Below are 20,250 nucleotides of genomic sequence, written 5' to 3'. Positions count from 1 at the left end.
GTGCCGCCGCCGATCCAAGCCCCGAGGCCAGCATTTCCAAGCACTTGGGGACATCTCCCCGGGCCAACGGGGCCAGAACCCTTTCCATCCCGGTAAGAAATCCGGTCCACCGCGGATGGAATACCGCCCCTCCGGTTCAGGGTTGCCCGGCGATGCCGCTCAAAACCAAACGTTGGTGTGTGCCATCGGAGCCAGATGACGGCTTCCGCGTCCTCATCTGCCGGTACCGGCCCCGAGGTCTGCCCAAGGCAAAGGAGACGTGGGACGCGTGGCAGAGCAACCTGGCGCCCAGCCCGGAGCTCTTCGACGCCTTCTATGGAAAGGGGCGCACACCCATCACCCTGGATGCCTACCGCGAGCGGTACCTCCGGGAAATGGCGTCGCAGCACGAAGCCATCACCGCGCTCGCCAAGCGAGTGCGGCAGGGTGAGACGGTGACCCTCCTCTGTTCAAAGGATTGCATCCTCGAACAGGTCTGCCACCGAACGATTCTGGCCGGGCTCATCGAAGCGGAAGCGGCCCGGACGCACTAGAGCGGCCCCGTCCTCGTCTGGCGCCGCCCCATCGCCGACGCCTTCTCAATCGCGTCGAGCAGGCGATGCAGCTTCAACGCCTCACGGAGGTCCGGCGCCAGCCGAGTCCCTTCAGGCCTCCGGGAACGGCGGAAGCCGCGGCCGGAGCGGCGGTGAACCTGCACCGTCACGCTCCAGACCGCGGCCGTTCCGCGCGGCGTGGACTACTTGTTCATCTTCTCGATGGAAGACGCCATGTTCTCGGTCGTCTTCTCCACGTTGAACTTGGTCCGAACCTGGTCCCCCTCCTTGATTTCACGCCGGAGGTGGCTGTGGATGTCCCGGTGCTTCTCAATGGGCTTCCCATCGATTTGCGTGGAGTGGTTCACGCCCATCGCCACCACCGCGCCGTTCTCATCCTTGATGAAGACCTTGTCCTTCCGCAGGGCCACCACGGAGCCGCTCAGCTCCTGCTGGCCCTGCATCTGACTGCCTTGCATGCCGCCGGACGTCTGCGAGCCGCTGCTGGGTGGCTGCTGCATCGATGGGTCCTGCTGCATCGGTGGCTCCTGCGGCATCGACGGCTCTTGCGAGCCCTGCGCCAGAGCCGCGCCACCCGACGCCAGACCCGCGATCATCCCAATCACCTTGAGCTTCATGACCGACCCCTTTCGTCCTGGAGGGCGCACCTCGCCTCCGAAGCCAACCGTGACCATGCCCGGCAGCGTTGCCACCCGGTGCCACGGTGCGACCGGCCCCCTGGAACGCGCCTCCAAGCTCGTCCGTCCCCCTCGCGGAACGAGGACCGCCGCGCCCCGTTGAAACGCAGCGGCCCCGGACGCCTGCTCAGTCCGCTCGGAGAGCCACCGCGGGAGAGACGCGTGCGGCCCGGCGCGCGGGCAGCAGCACCGCCAGGACGGCCACCGCCAACAGCACCACCGCCACCGCCACGTACATCAGTGGGTCCGTGGGCCGCACGCCGCTCAGCAGGTGCGTGAGGCCGCGGCTGGTGGCCGCCGCCAGCCCCAATCCAATGAGGAGCCCACACGCCGTCAGCCCCAGGTAGCGCCCAAGCACCAGCCCCAGCACCTGCGCCTGACGCGCGCCCAGCGCCATGCGGATGCCCAGCTCGCGGGTGCGCTGCAGCACCGCGTAGGCCACGACGCCATAGAGCCCCACCGCCGACAACACCATCGCCAGCGCCGCGAAGGCCCCCGCCAGCAGCAATGTCCAGGACGCCCGAGCATGCCGCGTGCCACCCCCGGCGTACAGGCCATCTGGACGAAGCGAGAAGCCCGGTTGCACGGGTATGGGAATCGGAGTCCCGCATCCGGACATCCCGCGCGCATCCGCGTGTCGTTTCTCCCACCCCGTCCAGCGTCCGCGTTATCCCTCCACCATTCCCGACAGAAGGAGCCGCGATGAGCCCGCACCGAACGAACGAAGCCCTCCAGAAGCTGGGCATTCAACACCCCATCATCCAGGGCCCCTTCGGAGGCGGGCTCTCCACCGAACGACTCGCGGCGGCGGTGTCGAACCTCGGAGGGCTGGGCTCGTATGGGGCGTATCAGCTCCCGCCCGAAGAGATTGGCCGCGTGGCGGACCGGATTCGGGCGCTGACGGACAAGCCCTTCGCGCTGAACCTCTGGGTCTCCGACCATGACGCGGGAGGAGACGCGCTCAGCCCTGAGGATTTCGACCGCATCTACCACCTCTTCGAGCCGTACTACCGCGAGCTCGGCGTGGAGAAGCCCGCCATGCCCGAGCGCTTCCACCACCGCTTCGAGGACCAGGTCGAGGCGCTGCTCGAAGCCCGTCCCCCCATCTTCAGCTTCGTGTTCGGCGTGCCCCCCGCCTCGGTCCTGGCGGAGTGCCGGCGCAAGGGCATCCTCACCTCCGGCGCGGCCACCACGCTGGCCGAAGCCGAGGCCCTGGACGCGGCGGGCGTCGACCTCATCGTGGCCACGGGCTTCGAGGCGGGCGGACACCGTCCGTCCTTCCTCGCGCGCGCCGAGGACTCGCTGATGGGGACGCTGGCCCTCACGCCGCTCGTCGCCGACCGCGTGAAGGCGCCCGTCATCGCGGCGGGCGGCATCGCGGATGGCCGAGGCATTCGCGCCGCGCTCACACTGGGCGCCCAGGCCGCGCAACTGGGAACGGCGTTCCTTGCTTGCGAGGAATCGGGGACGACGGACGCCCACCGCGAGCTGCTCTTCAGCGACCGCGCGAAGCACACCACCTTGACGAGGTCCTTCACGGGCCGGCTGGCGCGAGGCATGCGCAATCGTTGGACAGAGGAGGTGGCCCATCAGCTGTCAGCGCTCGCGCCCTTCCCCATCCAGGGCTGGTTCCTGTCGAAGCTCAAGCCCGCGGCCGTCAAGGCGGGCCGCACGGACCTCGTGTCGCTCTGGGCAGGACAGGCCACGCCCAACCTGCGGCACCGGACCGTGCCCGGCCTGATGGAATCCCTCATCAAGGAACTCTCGGCAGCGTGAAGCGGCGCGCCCTCCAGCCTTACGAGCGCAGAGCGCACGGCAACGGCCCGCACGCCCGGCTGGAGTCCAGGAGGACCGGCGCCACTGCATCCCGTGCCCGCACGGGCATGGCCAACGTGAGGAGATGTCCCCTGCGGGGGACTTCAAGGAGCCTCGCCCATGGCCCAATCGGACACGCCGGTCCGCCTCGACGTCTGGAGCGATTACGTCTGCCCCTTCTGCTACCTCGAGCTCCCCGTCCTCGAGCAGTTACATGCCCGGCTGGGCTCGGCGCTCGACATCCACTGGCGCGCGTTCGAGCTGCGCCCGGTGCCCGCGCGGCCGCTCGCCCCGGTGACTGAGCCCCCGCGGTCGGCCTGGGCCCGCACCGTCTACCCGTTGGCCGAGCAGCGGGGCTTGACGATGAAGCCCCCGCCGGTCCAACCGAAGAGCCGGCTGGCGCTCGAAGCCGCCGAGTTCGCCAAGGACGCCGGCGCCTTCTCCCCGTTCCATGAGGCCCTCTTCCGCGCCTTCTTCGCGGACGGCCGGGACATCGGGGACCTGCGCGTGCTGGGGGCGCTGGCGGAGGACGCAGGCATGGACCGCGAGTCCATGACACGCGCGCTGGAGGCGGGCCGGTACACCGCGCGCGTGCTCGCCGACGAGGAGGAGGCCCAACGGCTGGGCATCCGCGGCGTCCCGGCCATGCGGCTCGCGGGCAATGGGCCTGTGGTGTTGCTGAACGGCGCTCAGCCGGAAGAAGCCGTTCGCGCCGCCTTCGCGCGCGTCCGGCCGGGCCCCTCCCTGAGTGCCGTGCACTGAGCGCGCGGCCACCGCCGTCCTGGCGGGAGCACTTCGCGCCGAATAGGGTGCCGGCATGGAGCACCGCCCGACCCTTGTCTTCGCTGATGGCGCCTGTTCAGGAAACCCTGGCCCGGGTGGCTGGGGGAGCATCATCGTCACGCCCGACGGGCTGGTGACGGAGCTGGGCGGCCACGAGCCGGAGACCACCAACAACCGGATGGAGCTGACGGCCGTGGGCAAGGCCCTGCGCCACCTGGAGCGCGCTCCGGGCCCCATCCACATCCACACGGACTCCACGTATGTGATTCAGGGCGCCACCAGGTGGGCGTTCGGCTGGAGCCGGCGCGGGTGGAAGACGGCCGAGGGCGGCGAGGTCGCCAACGCCATCTATTGGAAACGGCTGATGGCGCTCCTGGCGCAGCGCAAGGAGAACCATGCCGCAGAGGCCGCCACCGTGGCGTGGTTCTACATCCGGGGCCACGTGGGCGTTCCCGGCAACGAGCGCGTCGACGCCATCGCCGTGGCCTATTCCAAGGGGCGTGACGCGAGGCTCTACACCGGCCCGCTCCACGGCTACGGCGTGGCGGTGCACGACCTGCCGGAGGACATGTCACTGCCTCCAGAGAAGCCCAAGGAACAGCGGGAGGCCGCGGCCAAGGCGTACTCCTACCTGAGTCAGGTGGGCAGCTCCGTGAAGCGCCACGCCTCCTGGGCCGCGTGTGAGCGCCGGGTAAAAGGTGTGTCCGGCGCCCGTTTCAAGAAGACAAAGAACGCGTTGGATGAAGCCAAAGTGCTGGAGGACTGGGGCTTCAAGGGCCAGGACGTCCCGTCGGAAGACTGAGGCAGCCCCTCCAAGCCCATTGCCCCGCCGGTCCATTGCGCCTATGGGTCGGTGCCACTCCCATCCCGCGAGGACGCAGCATGGCTCAAGAGCCTCTCCATATCGCCTCGGAGTTCCCGGCCCCGTCGGTGGAAGACTGGCGCCGGCTCGTGGACAAGGACCTGAGGGGCAAGCCCTTCACCGCGCTCCAGTCGCAGTTGGAAGGCGGCCTGTCGCTCCAGCCGCTCTACACGCAGCAGGACGCCGCCGTCGCGCCGCCCGAGCCGCCCGGCGTGGCCCCCTACGTGCGCGGCACCCAGGCCCTGGGCCTCACCGAGGGTGGATGGGTGGTGTGCCAGGAGTACAGCGGGCCGGACGTGACGCAGGCCGCCGAGGCCATCCGCACGGACCTGGACCGGGGCGGCTGGGGCGTGTGGCTCCACCTGGGCGGCACGCACGGCGTTCACGTACCGGATGCCGAGGCGCTGCGGCGCCTGCTCGCCCACGCGCCACTGGACACGACGCCCGTCCACCTGGAGCCCGAGTCCGACCCGCTGGCCGCCGCCCAGCACCTGCTCCACGTCGCGGAGCAGACGGGCGTGTCCCGCGCGGCGCTGAAGGGCAGCCTCGGCGTGGATCCGCTCGGCATCCTGGCCCGCACGGGCTCGCTGCCCATGGGGCTGGACGCGACGCTGTCCCAGGCCGCGCCCCTGGTCACCTCGCTCCGTGAAGCCGCGCCCGGCCTCCGGGTGCTGCTCGTGTCCACGCGCGCCTACGCGGACGCGGGCGCCACATCGGTGCACGAGCTGGCCTGGGCCATCGCCACGGGCGTGGCGTACCTGCGCGGACTGGAGCGCGCGGGCGTCTCCCCCGACGTCGCGGCGCGCTCCGTCCAGTTCGCCATGTCCGTGGGGGGACAGTTCTTCCCGGAGATTGCCCGGCTGCGCGCGGCGAGGCTCTTGTGGTCCAAGGCCGTGGCGGCCTGTGGCGGCTCGCCGGAGGCCCAGGCCATGGTGCTGCACGCGCGCACCGCGAGCACCACGAAGACGCAGCGGGACCCGTGGGTGAACATCCTCCGCGCCACCGCGGAGTCCTTCGCCGCCGTCGTCGGTGGCGCGGACAGCGTCAGCACCTCGCCGTTCGACGAAGCCCTGGGCACGCCCGACGCGTCCGCCCGTCGGCTGGCGCGCAATACGCAGCTCATCCTGCGCGACGAGTCGAGCCTCAACCGCGTCGCCGACCCCGCGGGTGGCAGCTACTACCTGGAGCAGCTCACGCAGGACATCGCCCGCGCGGCGTGGACCGAGCTGCGGCGCATCGAGGCGCTGGGCGGCATGGAGCAAGCGCTCACGAGCGGCGACGTGGCCCGCGTGCTCGCGGAGACGCGCGCGGCGCGTGACAAGGCCGTGCGCACCCGTCGCCTGCCCATTGTCGGCGTGAGTGAGTTCCCCATCTGGGCGAAACGCCCGTTCAGCGGGCGTCCCGCGCCGAGGCATCCACGGCGCCCGCGACGCCGGGCCCCCTGCCGCTGCGCCCGGCGCGCGTGGCCGAGCCCTTCGAGGCGCTGCGCGACGCGAGCGACCGCTACCTCGCCGCGCACGGTGCGCGCCCCAAGGCCTTCCTGGCCAGCCTGGGCACGGTGGCCGAGCACACCACCCGCTCCACGTGGACGGCCAACGTCCTGGCCGCGGGCGGTATCGAGCCGGCGGACCAGCATGGCTTCGCGGACATCGCGGACGCGGTGGCCCGCTTCCAGGCATCAGGCGCGCCGCTCGCCGTCATCTCCGGGCCGGACGCGCTGTATCCAGAATGGGTGCCCGCGTTGACGGCGGCGCTGAAGTCGAAGGGCGCGCGCGCGGTGGCCGTGGCGGGCCGGCCCGGTGACCATGAGGCCGCCTTCCGCGCGGCCGGCGTGGACGTCTTCTTCTACGCGGGAGCGGACCTGTTCGCGCTCCTGTCCTCACTGCACCAGCAGCTCGGAGTGGCCTGATGCGCCCCCACGTACCGGACTTCTCGGGCATCGACTTCGACGCCCCCGAAACGTACTCCGCCGCGCCCACGCGCGACCAGCAACTGCGTCAGGCCGGCGAGGCCACGCGCAACGCCGAGCGCTGGGACACGCCCGAGGGCATCCCCGTCAAGCCGGTGTACACGCGCGAGGACATGGAGGGCGTGGAGCATCTGGGCTCGCTGCCGGGCCTGCCGCCCTTCGTGCGCGGTCCCTACTCCACCATGTACGTGCAGCAGCCGTGGACGGTGCGGCAGTACGCCGGCTTCTCCACGGCAGAGGCCTCCAACGCCTTCTACCGCCGCAACCTCGCGGCGGGGCAGAAGGGCCTGTCCATCGCCTTCGACCTCGCGACGCACCGGGGCTACGACAGCGACCATCCCCGCGTGGCGGGTGACGTGGGCATGGCGGGCGTGGCCATCGACTCCATCAAGGACATGCGCATCCTGTTCGACCGGATTCCGCTCGACCAGATGAGCGTGTCCATGACGATGAACGGGGCCGTGCTCCCGGTGCTGGCGCTCTACGTGGTCGCCGCCGAGGAGCAGGGCGTGCGCCCCGAACAGCTCAGCGGGACCATCCAGAACGACATCCTCAAGGAGTTCATGGTCCGCAACACGTACATCTACCCGCCCGCTCCGTCGATGCGCATCATCGGCGACATCTTCCGCTTCACTGCGGAGAAGATGCCGCGCTTCAACAGCATCAGCATCAGCGGCTACCACATGCAGGAAGCCGGGGCGACGCAGGACCTGGAGCTGGGCTACACGCTGGCGGATGGCGTGGAGTACGTGCGCGCCGGGCTCGCGGCGGGACTGAGCGTGGACGCCTTCGCGCCGCGCCTGTCCTTCTTCTGGGCCATTGGCATGAACTTCTTCATGGAAGTGGCCAAGATGCGCGCCGCCCGCCTGCTCTGGGCGAAGCTCATCAAGGGATTCTCCCCGAAGACGGACAAGAGCCTGGCGCTGCGCACCCACAGCCAGACGTCTGGCTGGAGCCTCACCGCGCAGGACGTCTTCAACAACGTCGTGCGCACCTGCGTGGAGGCCATGGCCGCCACCCAGGGCCACACGCAGAGCCTGCACACCAACTCGCTGGACGAGGCCATCGCGCTGCCCACCGACTTCAGCGCGCGCATCGCCCGCAACACCCAGCTCTATCTCCAGTTGGAGAGCGGCACCACGCGCGTCATCGACCCGTGGGGTGGCAGCTACTACGTGGAGCGCCTCACGCACGAACTGGCGCACAAGGCGTGGGCCCACATCCAGGAGGTCGAGGCGCTGGGCGGCATGACGAAGGCCATCGAGGCCGGCCTGCCCAAGCTGCGCATCGAGGAGGCGGCGGCGCGTACCCAGGCGCGCATCGACTCCGGCCGCCAGGCCATCATCGGCGTGAACAAGTACCCGCCCGAGCGCGAGGACTCCATCGAGATTCTCAAGGTGGACAACTCGGCGGTGCGCGAGGCGCAGATTGCCCGGCTGCGCGAGCTGCGCGCCGAGCGCAACGCGGAGGACGTCCGCCGCAAGCTGGACGCGCTCACCGAGGCGGGACGGCGCGGCGAGGGCAACCTGCTGGCGCTGGCCATCGACGCGGCCCGCGCCAAGGCGACGGTGGGCGAAATCAGCGACGCGCTCGAGAAGGTGTTCGGGCGCTACGAGGCCACGGTGCGCAGCGTGACGGGTGTGTATTCCAGCGAAGTGGGCAAGGACGCCCAGGGAATCATCGACGCGCGCGAGAAGGCGGACGCGTTCCTCGCGCGCTTCGGCCGCCGGCCGCGCATCCTCATCGCGAAGATGGGGCAGGACGGGCATGACCGCGGCCAGAAGGTCATCGCCACCGCGTTCGCGGACCTGGGCTTCGACGTGGACATCGGTCCCCTGTTCCAGACGCCCGAGGAGTCCGCGCGGCAGGCGGTGGAGAACGACGTGCACGTCGTGGGCGCCAGCTCGCTCGCCGCCGGCCACCTGACGCTGGTGCCGCAGCTCAAGCAGGCCCTCAAGGCGCTAGGCCGTGAGGACATCATGGTCGTCGTGGGCGGCGTCATCCCCGCGCAGGACTACGACGCGCTTCGCGCCGCGGGCGCCGCGGCCATCTTCGGCCCCGGCACGGTCATCTCCAAGGCGGCCATCGAGCTGCTCGACAAGCTGGCCGCGTCGCTGGAGGAAGAGGCGTGAAGCTGCTGTCCGCGGACGCGTATGTGGACGGCGTGCGCGCGGGCGACCGCGCCATGCTCGCGCGCACCATCACCCTGGTGGAGAGCGAGCTGCCGCGCCACGCCGTACTCGCCCAGGAGGTCCTCACGCGGCTGCTCCCCGCCACGGGCGGCAGCCGGCGCGTGGGCATCAGCGGCGTGCCCGGCGTGGGCAAGAGCACCTTCATCGACGCGCTGGGCATGCACCTGGTGAAGGCCGGCAAGCGCGTGGCGGTGCTGGCCATCGACCCGTCCAGCACCGTGTCCGGCGGCAGCATCCTGGGTGACAAGACGCGCATGGCGCGGCTGTCGCGCGAGGAAGCCGCGTACATCCGCCCCAGCCCCTCCAGCGGCACGTTGGGCGGCGTGGCACGCAAGACGCGCGAGACGCTGCTCCTGTGCGAAGCGGCGGGCTTCGACGTGGTGCTGGTGGAGACGGTGGGCGTAGGCCAGTCGGAGACGGTGGTGGCCGACCTGGTGGACTTCTACCTGGTGCTCATGCTGGCGGGCGCCGGGGACGAACTGCAGGGCATCAAGCGCGGCATCCTCGAGGTGGCGGACATGCTCGCCATCAACAAGGCGGACGGCGACAACAAGCCGCGCGCCGAAAGGGCCCGCTCCGAGCTACGCGCCGCGTTGCACCTGATGCGGCCGGGCGCCGAGCCGGAAATCACCACCTGCAGTGCCCTGGAGGGCACCGGCATCGAGAAGCTGTGGACATCCGTCGAGACGCAGCTCGGGCGGAGCGCGACCTCGGGCGCGATGGAGCGCCGCCGCAAGGCGCAGCAGGTGCAGTGGATGTGGTCCATGGTGCAGGACGGCCTCCGAGCGGCCCTCCGTGCGCACCCCGAGGTGTCCGCACTGGTGCCCACGCTGGAGGCGGACGTGCGCGAAGGGCGTGCGACACCGACGTCGGCCGCACTGCGGGTGCTGGGCGCGTTCCTCCCTGAAACGAGGGCCTGACAGCCCGCGTCGAGGAGCGGTCAGTCACGCTCCAATCCCTTGCCTCGACACAAACGGCGCTCTTACTGTACGCGCCGTGCGAAACGTCCAGCAGACACCCGTTCCCCAGCCCTACAAGCCTCGTTTCCACGTCCGCATCGTGACGGCCGCCTCCCTGTTCGACGGGCATGACGCCGCCATCAACGTGATGCGCCGCCTCATGCAGTCCTCGGGCGCGGAAATCATCCACCTGGGGCACAACCGCTCGGTGGCTGAGATTGTCGACTGCGCCATCCAGGAGGACGTGCAGGGCATCGCCATCACGTCCTACCAGGGCGGTCACGTCGAGTTCTTCAAGTACATGATTGACCTGCTGCGCGAGCGGAAGGCCAACATCAAGGTCTTCGGCGGCGGTGGCGGCACCATCCTCCCGTCGGAGATTGAAGAGCTCCACCGCTACGGCGTCACGCGCATCTACTCGCCGGACGACGGACGGGCCATGGGCCTTCAGGGGATGATTGACGACCTCATCTCCCAGTGTGACTTCGAGAAGCGGCCGGCGGACTTCGCGCCCCTGCTCGACGCGCCCTCGATGCGCGAGCCGTCCCGGATTGCCCCGCTCATCACCATCGCGGAGAACTTCGCGTCCCAGGGCGCGGCCCTGCGCGAGGCCATGTCGCATATCCAGGCCAAGGGCCCGCGCGTGCCCATCCTGGGCATCACCGGCACCGGCGGAGCGGGCAAGTCCAGCCTCGTGGATGAGCTGGTGCGCCGCTTCCTCGCCGACTTCCCGGACAAGACGCTCGCCGTGCTGTCCGTGGACCCGTCCAAGCGCAAGTCCGGCGGCGCGCTCCTGGGCGACCGCATCCGGATGAACGCCATCGACAATCCGCGCGTGTACATGCGCTCGATGGCCACCCGCCAGAGCAACCTCGCCCTGTCCAAGCACGTGGGCGACTCCATCGAAATCTGCAAGGCCGCCGGCTTCGACCTCATCGTGGTGGAGACCTCCGGCATCGGCCAGTCCGACACCGAAATCACCGAGCACTCCGACGTGGCGCTCTACGTGATGACGGCGGAGTACGGCGCGGCGACGCAGCTCGAGAAGATCGACATGCTCGATTTCGCGGACGTCATCGCCATCAACAAGTTCGACAAGCGCGGTTCGCTGGACGCGCTGCGCGACGTGCGCAAGCAGTGGAAGCGCAACCACAACGCCTTCACCACCGCCGATGACGCGGTGCCCGTGTACGGCACCATCGCCTCGCAGTTCAACGACCCGGGGATGAACCAGCTCTACCGGGCGCTCATGGACACCATCTCCACGAAGACGGGCGCGCCGCTGAAGTCCGGCTTCGAGCTCACGCCGGGGATGAGCGAGAAGAAGTGGATCATCCCGCCCGAGCGCACGCGCTACCTGGCGGAAATCGTCGAGGCCTGTGAGTCCTATGACGGCTTCGTGAAGGCCCAGGCCGCCATCGCCCGGCGCATGTACCAGCTCCACGGCACCATCGAGGCGCTGCGCACCAACGTGGGCAGGAAGCGCCTGGAAATCGTCGAGCCCAAGGACCCCTCGGACACGGTGCAGGTCACCGAGCGCGTCGAGGGCGAGCCCGCCTACCTGAGCGAGCTGGTGGAGCTGTACAAGGATTTGGAGTCGCGGCTCCACGCCGACTGCCGCCGGCTGCTGGCGGAGTGGCCCGCGACGAAGCGCCGCTATGCCGCGTCCAAGTACCAGTTCCAGGTCCGCGACAAGGTCATCGAGCTGGACCTGTACGCGGAGACGCTCTCCCACCTGCGCATCCCCAAGATTGCCCTCCCCCGTTACGAAGACTGGGGTGACATCCTCACCTGGCTGCTGCGGGAGAATGCGCCGGGCGCCTTCCCCTTCACCGCGGGCGTCTTCCCGCTCAAGCGCGAGGGCGAGGACCCCGCGCGCATGTTCGCCGGCGAGGGCGGCCCGGAGCGCACCAACAAGCGCTTCCACTACGTGTCGCGGGGCCTGCCCGCCAAGCGCCTGTCCACGGCCTTCGACTCGGTGACGCTGTACGGCGAGGACCCGGACCACCGGCCGGACATCTACGGCAAGGTGGGCAACTCGGGCGTGTCCATCGCCAACGTGGACGACGCGAAGAAGCTCTACTCCGGCTTCGACCTGGCGGACCCGTCCACGTCCGTGTCCATGACCATCAACGGCCCCGCGCCGATGCTGCTCGGGTTCTTCCTCAACGCCGCGGTGGACCAGCAGTGCGAGAAGTGGATTCGCGAGAACGGCAAGGTCGACGAGGTCGAGAAGAAGATGGATGCCCTCTACCGCGAGCGCGGCCTGCCGCGGCCCCGCTACCAGGGCGACCTGCCGCAGGGCAACGACGGGCTGGGCCTGCTGCTGCTCGGCGTGTCCGGCGACGAGGTGCTCCCGCGCGACGTCTACGAGCGCATCCGCGCGAAGACGCTCCAGTCGGTGCGCGGCACCGTGCAGGCGGACATCCTGAAGGAGGACCAGGCGCAGAACACCTGCATCTTCTCCACGGAGTTCGCCCTGCGGGTGATGGGCGACATCCAGCAGTACTTCATCGACCAGAAGGTGCGGAACTTCTACTCGGTGTCGATTTCCGGCTACCACATCGCGGAAGCCGGGGCGAACCCCATCTCCCAGCTGGCCTTCACGCTGGCCAACGGCTTCACCTTCGTCGAGTACTACCTGTCGCGGGGCATGGACATCGACGACTTCGCGCCCAACCTCTCGTTCTTCTTCTCGAACGGAATGGACCCGGAGTACGCCGTGCTGGGCCGCGTGGCGCGCCGCATCTGGGCCAAGGCCATCCGGGACAAGTACGGCGGCAATGACCGCTCGCAGAAGCTGAAGTACCACATCCAGACGTCTGGCCGGAGCCTGCACGCGCAGGAGATTGCCTTCAACGACATCCGGACCACGCTGCAGGCGTTGCTCGCGCTCAACGACAACTGCAACTCGTTGCACACCAACGCCTACGACGAGGCCATCACCACGCCCACCGAGGAGAGCGTGCGCCGCGCGCTCGCCATCCAGTTGGTCATCAACAAGGAGTTCGGCCTCTCCAAGAACGAAAACCCCAGCCAGGGTGCGTTCATCATCGAGGAGCTGACCGACCTGGTGGAGGCGGCCGTGCTGGCGGAGTTCCGCGCCATCTCCGAGCGCGGCGGCGTGCTGGGCGCCATGGAGCGCATGTACCAGCGCTCCAAGATTCAGGAAGAGTCCCTCTACTACGAGACGCTGAAGCACGACGGGACGCTGCCCATCGTCGGGGTGAATACGTTCCTGGACCCCAAGGGCTCTCCGACGGTGACGCCGCCCGAGGTCATCCGCGCGACGACGGAGGAGAAGAACTACGCCATCACCTCGCGCGACGCCTTCTGGAAGCGGAACGAGGCGACGGCGCCCAAGGCCCTGGAGGCCGTGCGCCGCGCGGCGCTGGACAACGGCAACATCTTCGCCGCGCTGATGGACGCCTGTAAGGTCTGCACGCTCGGCCAGCTCTCCCGCGCGCTGTACGAGGTGGGCGGGCAGTACCGGCGCAACATGTAAGGCTGACGCCGCGTCCCCATCCGGGCGGACGCGGCGATGAGACTCACGGGCCGAGGCGCTTGTCGCGCCTCGGTCCCCGCGGGCCTCAAGGCACCACGGCGTCCGCGGGTGCCGGCACCAGAGGCCGGGCCTTCAGTGCGGACAGCCGCTCCAGCACGTAGTCCAACATGCTCCGTGCCAGCGCGTGCTCCCCCATCACCACCCGGTCCACGCCCAGCGACTCCAGGTAGTCCCGCTCCTCGTCGCCATGCGTGCGCACCACCGCGGGAAGGGTCGGATTCACGCCTTTCGCCTGCTCCACGATGGCGCGGGCCTGCAGCGCGTCCGGCGTGGCGACGATGAGGATGGACGCCGTATCCAGGTGCGCGTGCTCCAGGATGCCGGGCACCGCGGCGTCCCCGTAGATGGCGGGCACGCCCTCCTCACGAAGGCGCTCCACGTACTCGCGGTTCTGCTCCACGACCACGAAGGGAATCTTCTGCTCCGTCAGGCTCTGGCCAATCACGCCGCCCACGCGCCCGTAGCCAATCAACACCGCGTGCTCGCGCAGTTGCACGTCCCCCATGCCAATGGGCAGGTCGGCCAGCTCGTCTTCCTCGGGGTCCATGCGCGCGGCGAACCGAGGGTGCCGGCGCAGCCACGCCAGCAGCGGATCAATGGTCTTGAAGACGAGCGGGTTGAGGGTGATGGACAGCAGGGCCCCCGACAACACCAGGCTCTGCCCCTCCTTCGGCAGCAGCCCGAGCGTGACGCCCAGCCCCACCAGGATGAATGAGAACTCCCCAATCTGCGCCAGGCTCGCGGACACCGTGAGGGCGGTGTTCACCGGGTAGCGGAACGCCAACACGATGAAGAAGGCGGCCAGCGACTTGCCCAGGACGATGATGCCCAGCACGGCGAGGACCTCGAGCGGCTGCTTCACCAGCACCATCGGGTCGAAGAGCATTCCCACCGACACGAAGAACAGCACTGAGAACGCGTCCTGGAGCGGCAGCGAATCCTCCGCCACCCGGTGGCTGAGCTCCGACTCACTGACCACCACGCCCGCGAAGAAGGCGCCCAGCGCGAAGGAGACGCCGAAGAGCGCGGCGGCCCCGAACGCAATCCCCAGCGACACCGCCAGCACCGACAACGTGAACAGCTCGCGGGAGCCCGTCTTGGCCACCTGGGTCAGCAGCCAGGGTACCAGCCGCGTGCCGGCGACCACCATCAGCGCCACGAAGAGGCACACCTTCCCCAGCGTGAGGGCCAGGGTCCAGATGAGGCTGCCTCCAGCGGCCGCCGTCGCGGCCGTCTGCGTGTCGGCGGAGCCAAGGACGTTGCCCAGCGCGGGGAGGAGGACCAGGGCGAGCACCATCGCCAGGTCCTCCACAATCAGCCAGCCCACCGCGATGCGGCCATTCACCGAATCGAGGATGCCCCGCTCCTCCAGGGCGCGCAGCAGCACCACGGTGCTGGCGGTGGACAGCGCGAGGCCGAACACCAGGCCCGCGCCCAGGCTCCAACCCCACCAGTGCGAGACCACGGTCCCCATCACGGTGGCCGCCGCGATCTGCACGACGGCGCCCGGCACCGCGATGTTGCGCACGGCGAGCAGGTCCTTGATGGAGAAGTGAATCCCCACGCCGAACATCAGCAGGATGACGCCAATCTCCGCCAGCTGACCGGCAAGGCCCCCATCCGCGACGAAGCCCGGCGTGAACGGCCCCACGGCCACGCCCGCCAGGAGATAGCCCACCAAAGGTGGCAGCTTCAGCCAACGTGCGACGAACCCACCGACGAAGGCCAGTCCGAGTCCAACTGCGATGGTGGCGATGAGCGTGGTATCGTGAGGCACGGCGGAATCTCCCTGGGCGCTACGCGGAAGGGGGTATGAAAAGCGGCGCGGCGAGGACTCCAGCCCTAGGGCGGAACCCTCGAACACCTTTCGATCATGGATGGTCTTGAGCGGACGCTCGTGCTGATGCAGTGAGATTCCGCCGGGCGGGAATCTACTACGGCGCGGGCTTGTTCCCAACCCTGATCCGCACGCGATGAGTGATGTGCCCGCCAGGTATCACTTCGAGTAGGCAACGCGCCATGTCACCCCCTGGGCGGTGCGTGGGCGCGTCCCCAGCTTGAGGAAGGAGCACATCCCCGCGGAGGTCCCCCATGCGTGCTCCCCTGTCCTGTGCCTTGATGTTGGCCCTGGCGCTCGCCGGAACGTCCGCCGCTGCCGCGGAGCACTCGGCCCCGACCCTGGATTCCCTGGCAGACGGCGCGTTGCTGCTCGACGGGCTGGGGACGCACGAACGCCAGGTCACCACGGCCTCCCCCAGGCCCAGGCCTTCTTCAACCAGGGCCTGCGGCTGGCGTATGGCTTCAACCACGACGAGGCCGCACGCTCGTTCGCCCGAGCCGCGCAGTTGGACCCCACCTGCGCCATGTGTTTCTGGGGCGTCGCGCTGGTGCTGGGCCCCAACTACAACATGCCCATGCTGGCGGAGAGTGCGCCCGCCGCCTGGGACGCCCTCCAGCGCGCTCGGCAGCTCGCCCCCGTTCGACGCCGGTGGAGCAGGCCCTCATCACCGCGCTCGTCCAGCGCTACCCCGGCCCGGAGGCCCTGCCACCGGAGAAGATGGCTCCCTTCAACGAGGCCTATGCCAGCGCCATGGCGGACGTAGCCGCGCGCTACCCGGAGGACCTGGACGTGCAGACGCTCCATGCCGAGGCCCTCATGGACCGGAATCCCTGGAAGCTGTGGTCGCTGGACGGGGCGCCGGCTCCGGGCACGGAGCAGATTGTCGCCACGCTGGAGTCCGTGCTCACCCGGGACCCCCACCACCTGGGCGCGAACCACTATTACATCCACGCGGTGGAGGCCTCGCCGAACCCGGAGAAGGCGGAGCCTTCCGCGGACCGGCTGGGCGCGCTGGCACCGAAGGCGGGGCACATCGTCCACATGCCGGCCCACATCTACCAGCGCGTGGGCCGCTACGCGGATGCCTCGGAAAGCAATCGGAAGGCGGCGGCGGCGGACCTGGCCTACCAGAAGCAGGCGAAGCCGCGCGGCCACGTCTACCCCATGTACACGTCCCACAACTTCGGCTTCCTGGCGTACTCCGCGTCGATGGAGGGGCGGAAGCAGGAGACGTTGGAGGCGGCCCGGGCCTCGGCGAAACACTTCCCGCCGGAGCTGCTCACGATGATGCCGGGCATGGACTTCTTCGTGGCCCAGCCGCTGTTCGCCATGGTGCGCTTCGGGGACTGGGAGGGCCTCCTCGCCGAGCCCCGCCCGAACCCGAAGTACCCTGTCCAGACGGGCCTCTGGCTCCACGCGCACGGCATGGCGCTGGCGGCCACGGGGCAGCTGCCACAAGCCCGCGCGGAGCTGGCCGAGCTGCGACAACTGGCCCGCACCGTGCCTCCAACCATGGCCGCGAACCTCAACACCGCGAAGGACGTTCTGGGCGTCGCGGTGCGCGTGTTGGAGGCCCGCGTGGCCCAGGCCGAGGGCCGGCCCCAGGCCCTGACGCTGTGGCGGGAAGCCGTCGACGCCGCGGACCGGCTCTCCTATGCCGAGCCCGCGGACTGGTTCTACCCGGTGCGCCACTACCAGGGCGCCGCGCTGCTGGAGGCCGGGCGCAGCCAGGAAGCGGAGGCCGTCTACCGCGAGGACCTGCGGCGCAACCCGAAGAATGGCTGGGGCCTGTTCGGCTTGACGCAGTCGCTCGAAGCGCAGGGACGCCATGAGGAGGCGGCTCGCACCCGCGCCGCGTTCGAGAAGGCCTGGGCGCGCGCGGACTTTCCGCTCACGACGACCGCGCCCTGATGGCAAGGGACACCCCTGACACCCCACCGCACCCGGACCGAGGCCCGGGTTGCGCGAGGCTCCGCATGGGGATAGGGAAGCAGGCCTCGTATGTCTGCGACCGCGGAGCTGCTCGATGCCGTCCGGGAGGAAGCGCGCCCGGACACTGGTCTGCCGGCACGACGCTCGCTCGCGCGGGCGCCGTTTCGGTGCAGTCCGTGGATGAGGAAGAGGCCGTGCTGCGGGTGCGCGTGCCCAGCCGGCCCGCCCCCGTGAAGACAGTGCTCTACCTGGATGAAGCCATCTGGGAGTGCGACTGCCGCGGCCGGGTGGACCCCTGCGAGCACGTGGTCGCGGCGGCGCTGATTCTCCACCAGCATGCCACGGCGCGGCGTGCCCCCGCGCAGCGTCCAGCCGCCCCCGCCGCGCGCCCAGGTGCGAACACCGTCACCAGGCCCAGCGCACCCGCGGCAGGCGCGCCGAAGCCGGAGCGCATGGTGTACCGATTCAAGCGCGTGGACGGCGGGCTCCAGTTGGAGCGGCTGGTGGTGCGTCCGGACAACACCGCGCGACTGCTGGCGCGCAGCCTGGCCTCGCTGCTCACCAATCCCGTGGAGGCCGCTCGCATCCAGACGCAGCCGTGCGACCTGCTCGCGGACAAGCTGCTGCTGAAGCCCACCCGGGGCGCGCTGCCCCCGAGCGGCTCAACGCGCTGCTGCGCGTCCTGGAGCCCGCGCGCACCGTGCTCTTCGACGGCGCCTTGGTGTCGGTGACGAGCGAGCCCTCATGCCCCGCGTCACCGTGGAGGACCGCGGTGAGAACACGGTGCTCAAGGTGGAGAAGGACCCGCGCGTCACCGAGGTGGTGAGTCCCGGCCTCGCGCTGTGCAGCGGGACGCTCTGCCCCCTGGGGGAACAGGGCCTCACGGGGCCCTGGCTGGAGAAGCTGCCGCAGGAGCGCGCCTTCGCGCCCCACCAGATGGGAGACCTGACGGGAAAGGTGCTGCCGGACCTCGCGCGGCGCATGCCGGTGGATGTGCGAAGTCAACGGCTGCCGCCCATCGACCGCACGCTGAAGCCTCGCATCTCCCTGGAGCTGAACCAGCTCGACACCGGCCTCTCCGTGCTGCCGACGCTGGTGTATGGCTCGCCGCCGACCGTGCGCATCGACAGCGGACGCATGGTGTACCTGAAGGGCGCCGCGCCCGTGCGCGACGAGGCCGCCGAGCAGATGCTCATCCACCAGCTCCGCGACGAGCTGAACATGGCCCCCGGGCGGCGCGTCACGGTGCAGGGGAAGGAAGCCGTCCAGCTCGCCGACAAGCTGCGGCGCTGGCGCGGGGGCCTCACGGGGGATGGCGCGGCGGTGGTGACGAACCCGAACGTGCAACTGCGCCCGGTGCTCAAGGTGGACACGGGCGCCGTCACCGAGGGCGTGCCACACGTGGGCTTCTCCTTCGACTTCCAGGTGGAGGGCGAGGACCGGGAGTCGCCCCGCTCCGTGGATGCGGCGGCGGTCATGCGGGCCTGGGAAGAAGGGCTCGGGCTGGTGCCGTTGGAAGGTGGCGGCTGGGCGCCCCTGCCCGCGGAGTGGCTGAAGTCCCATGGCCAGCGCGTGGCGGACCTGCTGTCCGCGCGAGGCCGGGATGGCCGGCTCGCCAACCACGCCATTCCGCAGCTCACCGGCCTGTGTGAAGCGCTGGAGCACCCCTCCCCGCCGGGCCTGGAGCGGCTGGCGCCCCTGGTGAAGGGCTTCGAGAAGCTTCCCGAGCCGCAGCTACCGGAAGACCTCACGGCGACGCTGCGCGCGTATCAGCTCCAGGGCGTGAGCTGGCTCACCTTCCTCCGGCAGGCGGGGCTGGGCGGCGTGCTCGCGGACGACATGGGCCTGGGCAAGACGCTGCAGACCATCTGCACGCTGGGCCCGGGCACCCTGGTGGTGGCGCCCACGAGCGTGCTGCCCAACTGGGAGGCGGAGGTGAAGCGCTTCCGCCCCTCGCTGAAGGTCTCCGTGTACCACGGCCCTGGACGCGCGCTGGATGAGTCGGCCGACGTGACGCTGACGACGTATGCCTTGATGCGCCTGGACGCGGAGGTCCTGGGCGCGAAGCAGTGGAGCACCGTCGTGCTGGACGAGGCACAGGCCATCAAGAATCCAGACAGCCAGGTGGCGCGAGCCGCGTATGGATTGCAGGCGGACTTCAAGCTGGCGCTGAGTGGCACGCCCATCGAGAACCGGCTGGAGGAGCTCTGGAGCCTGATGCACTTCACCAACCAGGGCCTGCTCGGCGGACGGAAGGACTTCGAGGAGCGCTGGGCGCGGCCGGTCGCGGACAACCACAAGGGCGCGGCGGAGCGGCTGCGGGCGCGCATCCGGCCCTTCATCCTGCGCAGGCTCAAGCGGGACGTGGCGCCGGAGCTGCCGCCCCGGACGGACGCCGTGCGCCACGTGACGCTCACGGAGCGCGAGCGCGCCGTCTACGACGCCGTCTACGCGGCGACGCGTGAGGAAGTGGTGTCGCAGCTCGAGGCGGGCGGCAGCGTGTTGAAGGCCTTGGAGGCCCTGCTGCGGCTGCGGCAGGCGGCGTGCCACCCTGCCCTCGTGCCGGGCCAGCAGGCGAAGACCTCGTCCAAGGTGCAGGCCCTGGTGGAGGCACTGGGCACGGCGGTGGAGGACGGGCACAAGGCGCTCGTCTTCTCCCAGTGGACGTCGATGCTGGACCTCATCGAGCCCGCGCTCCAGGAAGCGGGTATCGGCTTCATCCGGCTGGATGGCAGCACGGCCAACCGAGGCGCGGTGGCGGCGTCCTTCCAGGACCCGAAGGGCCCACCGGTGATGTTGATTTCCCTCAAGGCGGGCGCGACGGGGCTCAACCTCACGGCGGCGGACCACGTCTTCCTCGTGGACCCGTGGTGGAACCCGTCCGTGGAAGCACAGGCCGCGGACCGCGCGCACCGCATCGGTCAGCAGCGGCCCGTCATGGTGTACCGGCTGGTGTCCCAGGGGACGGTCGAGGAGAAGATTCTCACGCTCCAGGCGAAGAAGCGGGAGCTGTTCGAGGCGGCGCTCGGCGGCGGCTCCGGAGCCACCGCGCTGACACGTGCGGACCTGATGCAACTCCTCGAGTAGCCGCAGCAACTCCCC

11 protein-coding genes and 2 pseudogenes are annotated in these 20,250 nt (G+C 69.9%); 10 read left to right on the top strand and 3 right to left on the bottom strand.

The window, feature by feature from the left end; genetic code table 11:
- Positions 1-179: 179 nt before the first annotated feature.
- Positions 180-533: a DUF488 domain-containing protein gene (locus QEG98_RS11810; protein WP_316566803.1), complete on the top strand. Its 354-nt coding sequence runs from the start codon at positions 180-182 to the stop codon at positions 531-533.
- Positions 534-736: 203 nt separating this feature from the next.
- Here QEG98_RS11810 and QEG98_RS11805 read toward each other — a convergent pair whose 3' ends face one another.
- Positions 737-1,171, bottom strand: coding sequence for a hypothetical protein (locus QEG98_RS11805; protein WP_316566802.1), 435 nt, complete (start codon positions 1,169-1,171; stop codon positions 737-739).
- Between the two features lie 187 nt (positions 1,172-1,358).
- Positions 1,359-1,817 carry an FtsX-like permease family protein gene (locus QEG98_RS11800; RefSeq protein ID WP_316566801.1) on the bottom strand — a complete coding sequence of 153 codons (459 nt, stop codon included), beginning with the start codon at positions 1,815-1,817 and terminating at the stop codon, positions 1,359-1,361.
- A 116-nt stretch (positions 1,818-1,933) separates the two neighbouring features.
- Between QEG98_RS11800 and QEG98_RS11795 the strand changes: the two genes are divergently transcribed.
- The 7 genes and pseudogenes from QEG98_RS11795 to QEG98_RS11765 all read left to right on the top strand — a co-directional run bounded on the left by QEG98_RS11795 (position 1,934) and on the right by QEG98_RS11765 (position 13,316).
- Positions 1,934-3,007 carry a nitronate monooxygenase gene (locus QEG98_RS11795; protein WP_316566800.1) on the top strand — a complete coding sequence of 358 codons (1,074 nt, stop codon included), beginning with the start codon at positions 1,934-1,936 and terminating at the stop codon, positions 3,005-3,007.
- Between the two features lie 159 nt (positions 3,008-3,166).
- A complete protein-coding gene (locus tag QEG98_RS11790; protein ID WP_316566799.1) occupies positions 3,167-3,808 on the top strand; it encodes a DsbA family oxidoreductase in 642 nt (213 codons plus the stop codon).
- A 55-nt stretch (positions 3,809-3,863) separates the two neighbouring features.
- Complete coding sequence (locus QEG98_RS11785; RefSeq protein ID WP_316566798.1) at positions 3,864-4,631, top strand: RNase H family protein; 768 nt, start codon at positions 3,864-3,866, stop codon at positions 4,629-4,631.
- An 80-nt stretch (positions 4,632-4,711) separates the two neighbouring features.
- Positions 4,712-6,600, top strand: a pseudogene (locus QEG98_RS11780) (methylmalonyl-CoA mutase family protein).
- Positions 6,600-8,792 carry a methylmalonyl-CoA mutase gene (gene scpA / locus QEG98_RS11775; RefSeq protein WP_316566797.1) on the top strand — a complete coding sequence of 731 codons (2,193 nt, stop codon included), beginning with the start codon at positions 6,600-6,602 and terminating at the stop codon, positions 8,790-8,792. Before QEG98_RS11780 ends, scpA begins: the two are co-directional and overlap by 1 nt.
- The gene (meaB, locus tag QEG98_RS11770) at positions 8,789-9,772 is read left to right on the top strand and encodes a methylmalonyl Co-A mutase-associated GTPase MeaB (protein ID WP_316566796.1); all 984 of its coding nucleotides are present in this window, start codon (positions 8,789-8,791) and stop codon (positions 9,770-9,772) included. The genes scpA and meaB overlap by 4 nt, the downstream gene beginning before the upstream one ends.
- A gap of 76 nt (positions 9,773-9,848) precedes the next feature.
- Positions 9,849-13,316 (top strand): methylmalonyl-CoA mutase family protein, encoded by a 3,468-nt coding sequence (locus tag QEG98_RS11765; protein WP_171441165.1) that lies wholly within the window; start codon positions 9,849-9,851, stop codon positions 13,314-13,316.
- 85 nt (positions 13,317-13,401) lie between these two features.
- Here the strand turns inward: QEG98_RS11765 and ybaL are convergent, their stop codons facing one another.
- Positions 13,402-15,153 carry a YbaL family putative K(+) efflux transporter gene (ybaL, locus tag QEG98_RS11760; protein ID WP_316566795.1) on the bottom strand — a complete coding sequence of 584 codons (1,752 nt, stop codon included), beginning with the start codon at positions 15,151-15,153 and terminating at the stop codon, positions 13,402-13,404.
- A 711-nt stretch (positions 15,154-15,864) separates the two neighbouring features.
- Here ybaL and QEG98_RS11755 point away from each other — a divergent pair.
- Both QEG98_RS11755 and QEG98_RS11750 read left to right on the top strand, forming a co-directional pair.
- Entirely contained in the window at positions 15,865-17,127 is a 1,263-nt protein-coding gene (locus QEG98_RS11755) for a hypothetical protein (protein ID WP_316566794.1), read from the top strand.
- A 90-nt stretch (positions 17,128-17,217) separates the two neighbouring features.
- Positions 17,218-20,235 (top strand): annotated as a pseudogene (locus QEG98_RS11750) (DEAD/DEAH box helicase).
- Positions 20,236-20,250: the final 15 nt, after the last annotated feature.

The sequence above is a fragment of the Myxococcus sp. MxC21-1 genome (assembly GCF_032612255.1).
Taxonomy (GTDB): Bacteria; Myxococcota; Myxococcia; order Myxococcales; family Myxococcaceae; genus Myxococcus; species Myxococcus virescens.
This window is presented reverse-complemented; position numbering and strand designations above follow the sequence as displayed.